The organism is Ilumatobacter sp. (assembly GCF_046290335.1).
In the GTDB taxonomy this organism is placed as follows: Bacteria; Actinomycetota; Acidimicrobiia; order Acidimicrobiales; family Ilumatobacteraceae; genus Ilumatobacter_A.
This window is the reverse complement of the sequence record NZ_JBKAGH010000001.1, coordinates 774,395-787,698: the sequence shown is the minus strand read 5'-3', so window position 1 is coordinate 787,698 and position 13,304 is coordinate 774,395. Positions and strand designations below refer to the sequence as shown.

General features: G+C 68.4%; 6 protein-coding genes. 3 read left to right on the top strand and 3 right to left on the bottom strand.

All coding sequences use genetic code 11. The features are described 5' to 3' along the window. Position 1 precedes the first annotated feature (1 nt). Both ACE37B_RS03585 and ACE37B_RS03580 read right to left on the bottom strand, forming a co-directional pair. Complete coding sequence (locus tag ACE37B_RS03585) at positions 2 to 1,195, bottom strand: acyl-CoA dehydrogenase family protein (protein ID WP_409921908.1); 1,194 nt, start codon at positions 1,193 to 1,195, stop codon at positions 2 to 4. Further along, entirely contained in the window at positions 1,192 to 2,166 is a 975-nt protein-coding gene (locus ACE37B_RS03580) for a phytanoyl-CoA dioxygenase family protein (RefSeq protein WP_409921907.1), read from the bottom strand. The genes ACE37B_RS03585 and ACE37B_RS03580 overlap by 4 nt, the downstream gene beginning before the upstream one ends. A gap of 286 nt (positions 2,167 to 2,452) precedes the next feature. Between ACE37B_RS03580 and ACE37B_RS03575 the strand changes: the two genes are divergently transcribed. The 3 genes from ACE37B_RS03575 (at position 2,453) to ACE37B_RS03565 (ending at position 12,931) form a co-directional block, all read left to right on the top strand. Next, the gene (locus ACE37B_RS03575; protein WP_409921906.1) at positions 2,453 to 4,129 is read left to right on the top strand and encodes an AMP-binding protein; all 1,677 of its coding nucleotides are present in this window, start codon (positions 2,453 to 2,455) and stop codon (positions 4,127 to 4,129) included. 84 nt (positions 4,130 to 4,213) lie between these two features. Further along, positions 4,214 to 4,513 (top strand): phosphopantetheine-binding protein, encoded by a 300-nt coding sequence (locus ACE37B_RS03570; protein ID WP_409921905.1) that lies wholly within the window; start codon positions 4,214 to 4,216, stop codon positions 4,511 to 4,513. 12 nt (positions 4,514 to 4,525) lie between these two features. Beyond that, on the top strand, positions 4,526 to 12,931 hold the full coding sequence (locus tag ACE37B_RS03565; RefSeq protein ID WP_409921904.1) for an amino acid adenylation domain-containing protein: 8,406 nt from the start codon (positions 4,526 to 4,528) through the stop codon (positions 12,929 to 12,931). A gap of 10 nt (positions 12,932 to 12,941) precedes the next feature. On the opposite strand, the gene ACE37B_RS03560 is transcribed toward ACE37B_RS03565, so the two are convergent. Continuing rightward, a complete protein-coding gene (locus ACE37B_RS03560) occupies positions 12,942 to 13,214 on the bottom strand; it encodes a hypothetical protein (RefSeq protein ID WP_409921903.1) in 273 nt (90 codons plus the stop codon). Positions 13,215 to 13,304: the final 90 nt, after the last annotated feature.

Sequence of the window (13,304 nt, the reverse complement as noted above, 5' to 3'; positions counted from 1 at the left end):
GTCAGGAACCGACGCCGAGGAGCCGGGCGATGATGTTGCGCTGGATGTCGCTGGTACCGGAGTACACGAGGCCCCCGATCGCGTCGCGCAGGTCTCGCTCGACCTCGAACTCCGAGACGTAGCCGCGGGCGCCACCGATCGACGCGGCGTTCATCGCCAGCTCGATGCCGGTGTCGCTGCCGACGATCTTCGCCAGCGCCGCTGACATCGTGGTGGCCTTCCCCGACGCCATCGCGATCGCGGCACGGTAGACGAACAACCGCGCGGTCTCGTGCTGCTGCTTCATGTCGGCGATCCGGTGCGCGATGACCTGGTGGCGAGCGATCGCCTGGCCGCCTTGGACCCGCTGCTGCGCGTAGGCGATCGCGTCGCCGAGTTGCCGCTCCATCGCTCCGACCTGCGTGGCGAACACGAACGCTCGCTCGAACTGCACGACCGCGTTGAAGATGCTGGCGCCCGCACCCGCTTTGCCGATGAGCGCGTCGGCCGGCACGTGGACGTCGCGCAGCACGATGTCACCGAACGGCGTCGTGCGCATGCCCATCTTGTCCCGGTTGGGTGAACGCTCGACGCCCGGGGCGTCCATCGGCACGACGAACGCGCTGATACCCCAACGCCCGGCGTCGGGCTTCGTCGAGGCGAAGACGATCACGAAGTCGCAGCGTGAGGCCAACGTGATGTAGGCCTTGTGGGCATCGATCGTCCAGCCGTCGTCGGTGCGCCGAGCCGTGGCCGAGATGGTGTAGGCATCGGAGCCGACGTCGGGCTCGGTCATCGCGAACGCGCCGAGTTGCTCGCCGCGCAGCATCGGTGTCAGCCACGTTGCTTGCTGCTCGGCGCTTGCGAACTCCACCAGCGTCTGCTGGGTGCTCAGCATCTGGCTGCACAACGCGTACACCAGGCCGTTGTCGCGGCAGCCCTGGCCGAGCCCTTCGAGCGTGAGTAACGCCGTCGCGAGACTGGCTCCGTTGCCACCGAGTTCGGCCGGCACGAAGAGTCCGTGGATGCCGCGTTCGGCGCACGCCTGCCAGTCGTCGTGGGCGAACTGGGCGTGCAGGTCGGCGTCGACCCGGTCGCGTTGCGCGAGGTGGGTGGCCGCCCACTGTGCGGTCTCGACCTTGACCGGGTGATCGAGGTCGCTGATCGCGTGGGCCAATTCGAGTAGCTCGGTGTCGCTTCGATGGGAATCGCTCATGTGTCGTCGTTCCGTGAGGCGCCAGTGGCGGGTCGAAGTCGCAGTCGGCCGTGTTCGTCGACGTCTTTCCACTCGTCCTGGAAGTCCTCGTTCTGCCAGCTGCCGAGTCCGGGGTAGAAGACGCGGCTACCTCCGTGGCCTTCGAAGTGCTCGCCGGTCCAGCGCGGATCCGCCGGCTCGTCGACCCGCTGGTACCGGCTGTCCGACGAGAGCCGGCAGCGGCGGGTGGCGGACAGGTTGTCGAGGGCGCCGTGGAGGGTGTGCATGCCGAAGAACAGTGCGTCGCCCGGCTGGAAGTCGGCTGTCAGCCAGCGCCGGCCGTAGTCGTTTTGCACGTTGACCGGGTCGTCGTCGAGCCAGGTCAACCCATCACGATCGGCGTCGGCTCGCAGGTATCCGTTGTGGAGGCGGTCGCTGCGGTGACTGTGCTCCAGCACGATGAGCGCACCTTCGCTGCGCTCGATCCGTCCGAGAGGAATCCAACTCGAGAAGATTCGGCTCGTGCCGCGGTTCATGTACGGGCCATCGCAGTGGAATCCGCAGCCTTCGCCGGGGCGGACGAAGCGTGGCCATCGCATGTCGAAACTGCGGACCTCGCCGTCGAGCAGTCCTCGATGGACGTCCATCACCTCGGGGGCGTCGGTCACGGCGCGGTACCTGGCGCCGGACCGGACCGACTCCGAGAACGCTCGGAGATTGGCCGATGCCACACCCGCGCCGTCGCCGGCGATCGCCTCATCGATCGGATATCGGTCGTCGATCTCGCCGAGCACCGCGTACTTGAGCAGGATCTCGTGGCGAGCGGCGAGCACGGTCTCCGGGTCGAGGAGCGTTCGGAAGAAAAGATGTCCACGCTCGGCCATCGCCTCGCGCAGGCCGGCGGGATCGCCGAGTAGATGGTTCATCGGCTCGAGTTCGCCGTAACGCTCGGGGGAGAGGTCGAGCGGATGCCCGTTGGCGGTCAGGTGCATGGAGCAGGCTGGCAACGGATCGGGGTCAGAAGGATCGGGCGCGGAGAGGTCGTTGGCATCACGGAAGCTTGGAGGGTAGCGAGCGAAGGAGTCGCCCTTCGGTGGCGCAGGTTCGAGCGCTCGGTCGGGCGAAGTTTCGGGATGAATTCGAGTTCGATCGTCCATACGGTGCCGACAGCGGCTACGTATGTCAACTCGTGTTGGACGAAACCGCCGTGAACCTTCTCAGTCGTTTGCTGTGACGCCTCCTGTGACGCCTCCTACGACGCCTCCTGCGACGCCTCCCGTGCCGCCTTCGGGACTCGGGTCGCTGTACTCGTCGTCGCGTCTGTCGCAGGCCGGCGTGGATCTCGACGCGCCGGCGCTCGCCGACGGTACGACCTCGTTGAGCTGGTCTGATGCGATCGAACGCTGCGGTCGGCTCGCTTCGTTGCTCGACGCGTGCGGCGTCGCAGCAGGCGATCGAGTCGCGGTACGTCTCCCGAAATCGGTGGACGCGTTCGTCGCTGTCCATGCCGTCGTTCGGCTGGGTGCGGTGATGGTGCCCATCGATCCGTCGGCCCCGTCAGCGATGGTCCGCCGGGTGCTCGCCGATGCCGGGGCCGACGTCGTGATCACCGACGATCGTGCGGCCTCGATCGACGTGGTGAGCGATGCGCCCGGGGTTCACACCATCGTGTGCGCCGGGGGGAAGCCGATCGACCCGGCGCGCATCGGAATCGGCCGCCACCAGCGGGCCTTCGGACGAGAGGACATCGATGCCATGCCGGTCGCTGAGCCGGTCGCTGTCGCCCCGGACGACCCGGCGTACATCATCTTCACGTCGGGCTCGACGGGCGTCCCGAAGGGCATCGTCCACACGCACGCGAGCGCCTGGGCGTACGCTGTCGCGTCCGCCGCGCAGTACGGTGTGACCAGCGACGACCGACTCGCGAACATCGCGCCACTGCACTTCGACCAATCGACGTTCGAGTTGTACACCGCGCCGCTGGTCGGCGCCTCGGTCCTCGTCGTGCCGGAGCCGGTGCTGAAGTTCCCGGCCAGCCTCAGTGAGCTCGTGGCTCGCGAGCGGATCACGATCTGGTATTCGGTGCCGTATCTGCTCGTGCAACTCGCTCGCCGGGGGGTGCTGCACGAACGCGATCTCGGCGCCTTGCGCTGGGTGCTCTTCGGTGGTGAGTCGTTCCCGCCCGATCAGCTCGCGGCCCTGATGCGACTCGTCCCGTCGGCCACGTTCTCCAACGTGTACGGCCCTGCCGAGGTGAATCAGTGCACCGTCCACGACCTCGATGCGCCACCCGATCCAGGGGTGACCGTGCCCATCGGTCGAGCGTGGGCAGTGGCCGACACCCGGGTGATCGAGCTCGGTGACGATGATCGAGCGGTGCCAGGGCGTCCCCGGCTCGTGGATCCAGGTGAACGAGGCCAACTGCTGGTCGGCTCGCCGACCATGATGGCGCGCTACTGGAACCGTCCCGACCTGACCGCTGCGGCGATCGTGGAGATCGGGGAGATCGCGCCGTCGAGCGGACTGGATCGCTGGTACCGGACGGGCGACGTCGTCGTCGAAGCACCGGACGGCATCTTGACCTTTTTCGGCCGTGCCGACAATCAGGTGAAGATCCGCGGCTACCGCATCGAACTCGAGGCGATCGACGAGATCGTGCGAGATGTGCCGGGCGTCGTTGCGGCGATCGTCGTCGTGGACCGGGTCGCAGATCGGTTCGCCGACCCGGTCGGTGAACCCGGCGACGACCGGATCGTCGCGCTCGTGGTCGTCGATCCTGCGGCCGGGTTCGACGTCGACGACATCACGGCTGGTGTGGTCGAGATGGCTCGGCAGCGCCTGCCGCGCTACGCCCTTCCCGATGAGGTTCGGATCGTTGCGTCGTTGCCGCGGACGGCGACCGACAAGATCGATCGCAGCGCCGCGAGAGGGCTGCTGCGTGGTTCCGACACGTGAGCGTCGAAGTCGCTACCGTGAACGTCGTGACGCTGCGACCGTCGGTCGTACGCACTCGACCCCCGACTTCGTGAGAGACAGGCCGTGACAGCTTCCGACGACAACGCCATCGACGCCATCGACGCCACGACCGTCGGGACGATCGACGAGATGTTCGCCAGCGAACTGCTTGCGTTCATCGACGGCGACGTCGCGGTGAACGACACCGGGGAGCCGGTCGCTCGCGACACCGACCTGCTGCTGACCGGCATGGTCGATTCGCTCGGCGTGGTGATGATCGTCGAGTGGATCGAGCGACGCCTCGACGTCACCATCGATCCGGGCGACGTCGTGCTCGAACACTTCCAGTCGGTTGCAGCGATGCTCACGTTCCTCGAAGGCTGATCGGAGAGGCTGATGAGCGACCCGACGACGCAACCCGTTGCGATCGGCCGGCGTGCAGGCCGATCGGTTCCTCTCACGCGCACCCAGTCGCTGATCTGGGCGAGCCAGCGTCTGCATCCCGACGTGCCGCTCGCCAACATGGCACACCGCTTCGAGATCCGCGGGTCGCTCGACCCCGACTGCTTCGCCGCCTCGTTCGACGCCGTCGTGCGCCGCGCCGAAGCCTTGCGGCTCGTGATGCCCGACGCCGCACGTGCCGGCGCCGACGCGACCGGCATCGTGCTCCACCACGTGCCTCGGCAGGTCGAGGTGATCGACGTGGCAGCCAGCGACGTCGAACGGTGGTGCGCGGATCGGATCGCCACGCCCATTGCGGTCGACGAGTGCGTCTACGACTCGGTCCTGCTGCGCCATGCCACCGATCACTGGACGTGGTGGCTCGACATCCACCATCTCGCGACCGACGCCTGGACTGCCAATCTCGTGTTCGCCGCCACGTCGGCCGAGTACGTGGCGCGAGCCGATGGCGACGGCTCGGCCGGGTGCGCGGCCGTGATCGACGAGAGGTTCTGGCCCGTCGACGAGCCGTCGACCGAGCTGTCGGAGCGTGTGCAGCGACAGGGCGAATGGCGTGCCGACGCCGAGGCTGCAGGGCCGCAAGCGCCGCTTGCGCTGTACGGCGCGCGTGGCGAGCGAACCACCGAGGTGGCGCGGCGCACGCTCGCCTTCGACGACATCACCCGTGCCGCGATCGAGCAGACGCTCGGAGCCGAGTACCGAAGCCTCAGCCGAGAACTGTCGATGCTGGCGCTCGCCGCCATGGGTTCGGCGATCATGGTCCGGCGCCTCGACGGCCGCGAGCGGGTGGTCGTCGGTGTGCCCGTGCATCATCGGTCGTCATCGGCGGCGCGGCGGGTGGTCGGTCCGCTGATGGAGCTGTATCCGCTCGTCGTCCATGTCGACCCCGGCGAGACCCATCGGGTGATGTTCGGTCGGGTCGTGCGCTCGATCATGCAGTTGCTGCGTCGAGCTCGACCGGGGGAGAGCCCCGACACACCCTTCGAGATCGTGGTGAACGTGCTCACCGAGCGGTTCTCGATGTTTGCCGGGCTGCCGACCTCGACGACCTGGACCCGCTCGGGGCATGTCGATCCGAATCACGTCGTCCGTCTGCACGCGTTCGACCATTCCACGGTTGGGTCCACGGTTGGGTCCACGGTTGGGTCCACGGTTGGGTCCACGGTTGGGTCCACGGTTGGGTCCACGGTTGGGTCCACGGTTGGGTCCGAGTGGCAAATCGACGTCAATGACGCCATCGCCGAGGGCGCCCCGCTCGTGCTGGCTGATCATCTGGCCGCCGAGATCGCGACGATCGTGCGGCATCCGGAAGCGGTCGTCGGATCGAGTTCGCTCGTCGACGACGACGAAACCGCCGCACTCCGCCTGCTCAATCCGCACCCCGAGCCGATCATGGTCAGTGCCCCCGTGCACGTGGCGATCGCCGAGCGGTTGCGAGCCGCTCCCGACTGGGTGGTCGCCGAGCATGCCGGCGTCGAGATCACCGCGGCGGAATTCGATCGTCGAGCCGACCGACTCGCTCGCCATCTGCGTCACCATGGAGTGCGTCGAGGCGATCGGGTCGGGCTGTCGATGCGGCGCAGCATCGACGTGCTCGTCGCCATCCACGGCGTACTGCGCTGCGGCGCCGCGTTCGTCATGCTGTCGCCCGACGATCCGGCCAGCCGCCACGACGCGATCACCGACGACGCCGGCCTCGCGCTCACCCTCGACCGGATCCCCGGGTGGCACGCAACCGATCAGCCCCGAGAGGAGTTCGACCAGCGCGACGAGCAGGCCACTCCCGATCGCCAGGACGACGCGACGTTGCCTGACGTGTCGCTCGACGACGAGGCCTACGTGCTCTACACCTCCGGGTCGACCGGGCAGCCCAAGGGCGTGCCGATCAGCCATCGCGGTCTGGCCGACTACCTCGCGTTCGCGGTCGAGGCGTACATCGACGCCGGGTCCGACGGCAACGCCGCAGCGCCCGTCGTGGCACTGCACTCCGAGCTGGTGTTCGACCTGACGATCACGAGCCTGTTCCTCGGCATGCTCGCGGGTGGGTCGACGATCGTGTTCGACCAGGAGCCGCTCGAGGCGCTCGCAGCGATCGCTGCCGACGACCGCATCGACCTCGTCAAGGGCACGCCGTCGCAGTTCGAATTGCTGACACGTCTCGCCGGCCGCCCACTGCGCCTTCGGACGGTGATCGTCGGGGGCGAGGCATTTCGCCGACCGGTCGCGGAACGCATCGCGGCGCTTGCCCCGGGCGTGCGGATCTTCAACGAGTACGGACCCACCGAAGCGGTGGTCGGGTGCATGATCCACGAGTGGGACGCACAGCTCGACGAAGGCGCCGACGTACCGATCGGCCACGCTTCGCCCGGCTCACAACTCCTCGTCCTCGACTCGTTCGGACAACTCGCGCCGCCGGGGGCCTGGGGTGAGTTGTTCGTCCGGCGCCCGGGCATGGCCCAGGAGTACGTGCGCCTGCCCGAGCTGTCGGCGAGTCGCTTCGTCACGCTCGATCCGGCTCTCGTCGCGGCGGGAGTCGGGACCGCTCGGTCCGCATCGACAGCGGCTCCGAGCGCCGTGAGCGAGGGCCTCGACGGACTGCGTTGGTACGCCACCGGCGACCGCGTACGCGTCGAGCGTCCCGGCGTCGCGATCTACGGCGGCCGCTCCGACGACCAGGTCAAGGTCAACGGCATCCGTCTCGAGCCCGGCGAGGTCGAAGCGGCGCTGGTTCGCCACCCTCGGGTCACGACGGCGTTGGCGGGCGTGTGGAATCCCGCCGACATCGCCACGCCGACCGACGACCAGCGGTGCAGCGTTTGCGGGCTCGGTACCGACGTTCCCGACACCACGCTCGACGACGAGGGCGTGTGCAACGTCTGTTGGGCGTATCAGGCGATCGCACCGCAGGCGGCTGCGTGGTTCAAGACCGAAGCCGACCTCGACGAACGCCTCGCCGCCGCCCGGGCCGCATCGACGTCCGGCTATGACTGCCTGCACCTGCTGTCCGGCGGCAAGGATTCGACCTACGCGCTCTATCAGCTCGTCGAGCGCGGCTGGCGCGTGCACGCGCTCACCCTCGACAACGGGTTCATCTCCGACGGTGCCAAGGAGAACATCCGCCGCAGCATCGCCGACCTCGGGATCACCCACGAGTTCGCCACGACCGACGTGATGAACGAGATCTTCCGCGACAGCCTCGACCGGCACTCCAACGTCTGCCAGGGCTGCTACAAGACGATCTACACCATTGCGGTCGCACGCGCCCGGGCCATGGGGATCCCCGTGATCGTCACCGGGTTGTCGCGCGGGCAGTTCTTCGAGACCCGGCTGATCCCGCATCAATTCGAAGCCGGACGATTCGATCCCGACGCGATCGACCGAACGGTGCTCGAAGCCCGCCGGGTGTATCACGACACGCCCGACGCCGTCACCCGGCTGCTTCCCGAACAGGCCGTCTTCGACGACGACGACGTGTTCGAGCACGTCGAGTTCGTCGACTACTACCGCTACGTCGACGTCGACCTCGCCGAGCTGTACGACTTCCTCGAACGTCGCGCCCCGTGGGTGCGCCCAGCCGACACCGGGCGGTCGACCAACTGCCTCATCAACGTCGCCGGGATCCAGGTGCATCGCAAGGAGCGCGGGTACCACAACTACGCCGAGCCCTACAGCTGGGATGTTCGTCTCGGCCACAAGACACGCGAGGAAGCGCTCGAGGAACTCGACGACATCGTCGACGCGGACGAGGTCGCCACGATCCTCGGGGCCGTCGGGTATCGTCCCAAATCCAACGCGGTGCTCACGGCCTGGTATCAGTCGTCCGACGGGGTCGACATCGACCCGGACGAACTGCGCCGACACGCGCGAACGCTCCTGCCCGAACACGCCGTGCCGAGCGCGTTCGTCCGCATCGACGACATCCCGCTCGCTCGGAGCGCGAAAGCCGACATGGCGTCGCTTCCCGCCCCGACGAGGTTCCACCGCAGCGGGGTCGAACGCGTCGACCCGGCCACCGACACCGAGCGGCGGTTGTGTGACATCTGGGCGCCGATTCTCGGCCTCGAAGCGGTCGGAGCGACCGACGACTTCTTCGACCTCGGCGGAGCGTCGCTGGCGGCACTCGAAGTAGTCGCCGCGGTCGACGACGCGTTCGGGACCGATCTGCCCGACGCGATCGTGTTCCGCTGCCGTACCGTGCGCGATCTCGCGGTCATCGTGGACGAGGCGCTCGCCGCCGGTGTCGGCACCGGCGGCGTCGGCTCCATCGAGGCCGATCCGATCCTCCCGCTCGATCCATCCCTGCCCGCTCCGTTGTCGCCGGGCGAAGAGGCGATGCTGTTCGAGCATCGGGCCGACCCGACCAACCCTCGCTACCACGGCACACGCATCTACCGCGTCGACGACCTGCTCGACCTCGACCTGCTCCGTGTGTCGTTGCGAGACGTCACGATGCTGCACGCGCCGTTGCACACGTCATACGGGCCGGATCGCACGCCGCTCGATGTCGACGACGCGCTCGCCTTCGAGGTCGGACCCGAGGCGACGGTCGACGACATCGAGCGGTTCGCGAACGAGTTCAAGCGCAGACCGTTCGATCTCGATGCCGGCCCGCTCGTGCGCGTCCACGCCGCAACGACCGGCGACGGTGTCACCCTGGTCGTGATCGCGCTCCACCACATCACGTCCGACGCGGCCACGTTCGATCTGTTGTGGGAGCAAGTCGCCGACCGCTACGTCACCGGACGGGTCCCGTCGCTTCCGGTGACGTACGCGGCGCATGCCTCGTGGCAGCGCGATCGTGTCGCCGACGACGTCGACTTCTGGCGGGAGCGGTCACGACGCCGATTGCCGGCACCGACGCTGCTGACGCCTCGTGCTGGCGAGTCCGACGGTTACCTCGCCCGGTCGCACGCGCTCGGCCCCCGCGACCTCGACGGCGGGGGTGCGACGCCGTTCGCACGGGCGATGGCGGCGGCCGCGGCGACGCTCAGCCGCTTCACTGGCAGTGACACCGTGGAGTTGGGCATCACCGCCTCGACGAAGGATCGGTCGGAGGTGGCCCCGCTCGTCGGCTACTACCTCAACACATTGCCGATGTCGGTGCACGTGTCGGCCGACGACACGTTCCTTGACGTCGTGGGTGCGTGCGCGAACGCGGTCACCGATGCGCTGGCGCACCGCCGTTATCCGTTCGCCTCGATGGTCCGCGACGCTCGGGCAGCAGGTCACGTCCCACCCTCGGCGTCGTTCATGCTCGCCTTCGAGGCGCTCGCGACGCCGACGATGGGGGAGCGCGACGTGTCGCAGACGGTGGTGCCGTCCGAGTCAGCGGTGGCCGATCTCACGTTCTTCGTGCAGCAGCGAGACGATCGGGTCGACCTCGGCATCGAGTACCGAGGCGCCGTGATCTCGCGTCACGATGCCCAGCGCGTTCTCGACGTGTTCGAGCGCTGCATGCGAGGAGGCGTCGCTCAACCCGATCTCGCGGTCACCGCGCTGTCGGGCGCCGACCCGGAGCGAGATCTCGTGGGCGCAGCGCTGGCAGCGCCGAGCGAGTCGGTACTCGCACGGCTTCTGTCGCAGGCACGAACGACCCCCGAAGCTGCCGCCATCGTCGGGCCCGACGGCTCGACCGCTACCTACGCAGATCTCGCACGGTCGATCGATGCGCTCGCGGCGCGTCTTGCCGACGCAGGCGTCGGTCGAGGATCGCGAGTGGGGGTGGCGTGCGGCCGCTCGAGCGAGATGATCATCGGGGCCTGGGCGTCGATGTGGTCGGGAGCCGTCTACGTCCCACTCGACCCGTCGGTTGGTTCGCAACGTCTCGAAGCGATCGCGCAGTCCGCCCACCTCGATGCGGTGCTCACCGACGTCGCCGGTCGCCCGATCGCCGCAGCACTCGCCCGAACCAGTGACACGATGGTCATCGATGTCGGAGATCTCGCGGAAGCCGCCGATCTCGAGGACGGCCGGGATCGAGCATCAGCGAGCGCATTCGACGCGGTACTCGACCGTCTCGACCAGCGCGCTGCTCGCATCGATCTCGACGACACCGCCTACCTGATCTTCACGTCGGGGTCGACCGGACGGCCACGCGGTGTGCCGGTCTCGCATCGCAACCTCAGCGCCAGCAACGCTGCCCGCGACGCCTGGTTCACGACGCGGCCTCGACGGTTCCTGCTCACGTCGAGCATCGGCTTCGACAGTTCGATCGTCGGCCTCGTCTGGCCTCTGGTCACCGGTGGTGCCGTCGTCGTCCCCGGCGACGACGTGGTGCATGACGTCGACGCGCTCGGTGTGCTCGTCGATCATCGAGCAGTGAGTCACGTGCTGATGGTGCCGAGCCTCTACCGGGCGCTCCTCGACCGTCGCCCGGGGATGCTGAGCGGACTCGACACGGTGATCGTGGCCGGCGAATCGTGTCCACCGTCGCTCGTCGCGCTCCACGACGAACTGCTGCCGGGCGTCGATCTCGTCAACGAGTACGGCCCGACCGAGGCGACGGTGTGGAGCACCGCGCAGCGTTTGCGCGACGGCGACGGGCACGTCCTCATCGGCGCCCCGATTCCTGGCGCTCGTGTCCGGCTCGTCGACGACCTGCTGCGGCGCGTTCCCGCCGGCTGTCGCGGCGAGATCTTGATCGCTGGTCCGGGAGTGACAGCGGGCTATCTCGACGATCCGGAGCGGACCGCCGAGCGTTTCGTGGAGATCGATGGCCGACGGTGGTATCGCACGGGCGACATCGGGCGGGCGGTCGACGGCGCGCTCACCTTTCTCGGACGCAGTGATGACCAACTCAACGTCGGCGGCAACCGGTTGGAGCCCGACGAGGTCGAACGCGAGATCGTCGAGGTCGATGGCGTCGACGCTGCGGTCGTGGTCGCTGCCGGTGATCCGCCGGTGCTCGTCGCGCACGTCGAGCCTGCGACTGCCGACGCCGATGCGATCCGATCGCACCTCGCGGCGCGACTGCCGGCTCGTTCGGTACCGCGTCGCATCGTCGCCCACGATCGGCTGCCGCGCAACCCGCACGGCAAGCTCGACCGCGCCGCGGCCGCAACCCTCGGACTCGACGCTGTCGATGCGTCCAGCGGTGACCGTGGCGAGGTGCCAGCGGGCGAGCTCGATCTTCCCAGCGGACGCGAAACGATAGGCCAGGACACCGTGGCCTCCGCGGTCGACACCACCGGCACGGACCCCGCGTTGGTCGAGGCCGTCGTGGCATCGTGGCGGCGAGCGTTCGACGAGGGGCGGCTGGGGCCCGACGCCGACTTCTTCGATGCCGGCGGCGATTCGCTCGTCGCTGTCGCGCTCGTCACCGATCTCGGTGCTGTCCTCGGCATCGACGTACCGATCGCCACGCTCCTGACCGGGCGCACACCGAGCGGGATGGCCGCCGGGCTCATCCGGCAGGGCCTCGTGACCGCCCAACCCCGCAATGACCCGGGCGACTCGCGTCATTCGGGTGACTCCGGCGACTCGGCCGACTCCGCCGTGCGTCCGACCGGGACCCACCCGGTCCAGGCCGCCAACGCCGACGCATCCGAGGAGTTCGCCGTGGTCACGATGCGGCCCGGAACCCCCGACGGCCCCCTCGTCATCCTCACGCCGGCGTGGGACGACATCTTCGGATACCAGGCGCTCGCCGCGTCATTTCCTACCGACGTCACGGTGCTCGCCGCCGCCTATCACGAGCGACCAGGCCGACCGGTCGTGGGGACCGTCGCCGAGCTCGTCGACGAGTTCTTGCCCCGTGTCGCCCACGCGGTCTGCGCCCGCCGTCGGGTTGCGATCGTGGGGTGGTCGATCGGCGGTGCGGTCACGATCGAGTTGGCCGACCGTCTGAACGATGCCGGCCACGTCGTCGACGTCGCGGTGCTCGTCGACACCTTCTTCCCGGGAGAAGACCGGCATCGTTGGTCGAACCGCTGGTGGAAGTACAAGTCGCTGCTGCGCCCGGGCACCGTGGGCGAGGCGGGCCGCGAGATCACGAAGATGGGTCGCCGCCGGCTGCAGCGCTACGCAGCCACGTTCGGTCGACGGCTGCTCGCCTGGTCGGGGACCTCACTCCCCGACGAACCCGAGCGGACGTCGATCACCGGCTTCCCGGTCACCGCACTCCAGCATGAGATCAAGAGGGTCGCGACCCCGCTGCTGTTCTTCAGTGCGAACACCACGAATCCGCGTCGAACCGTCGACAAGTGGTCGGTCGTCGCCGACTCGATGACGGTGGTCGCGGTCGAAGGGCGACATCGCGGCCTCGACTCGGTGATGGAAGCGGGCCGTACCGACGTGCTCGCCGCGGCGATCGGGGTCGCGTTGGACGACGTGTGTCGTTGACGCCTGACGGTCAGCGGTTGGCTTTGGCGGCCAGCTTGGCCAAGCGCTTCGCGGTGCGCCCGATGGGCTCGATGTTGCGGTGATCGAGGTCGCCGACCTCCATGCCGTTCTCGAACAGGACGCGGTAGCGCTGCCAGTTGAAGCCGTTGGCGAGGATGACCTTGCCCTCGGTGCCGATCGGCACGCCGTGCACCTCGGCGGTGGTGCGCACGCGATCGTTCATCTTCAAGAAGATCTGGCCGGCGTGCGGCGAGGCGAGCTTGTGCGGCTTCCAATACTCCATCACCCTCCATTCTGCCCGGTTCGTCGCCGCATCGGAAGTTCAAACGCGAGATTCACGTCGTCGATCACGGCAGGGAGGCCCCACCGATAC

Excerpts from the sequence above, each read along its gene's own strand:
- ACE37B_RS03580 (WP_409921907.1), bottom strand. The coding sequence starts at position 2,166 with ATGCACCTGACCGCCAACGGGCATCCGCTCGACCTCTCCCCCGAGCGT.
- ACE37B_RS03560 (WP_409921903.1), bottom strand. The coding sequence starts at position 13,214 with ATGGAGTATTGGAAGCCGCACAAGCTCGCCTCGCCGCACGCCGGCCAG.
- ACE37B_RS03585 (WP_409921908.1), bottom strand. The coding sequence starts at position 1,195 with ATGAGCGATTCCCATCGAAGCGACACCGAGCTACTCGAATTGGCCCAC.
- ACE37B_RS03565 (WP_409921904.1), top strand. The coding sequence starts at position 4,526 with ATGAGCGACCCGACGACGCAACCCGTTGCGATCGGCCGGCGTGCAGGC.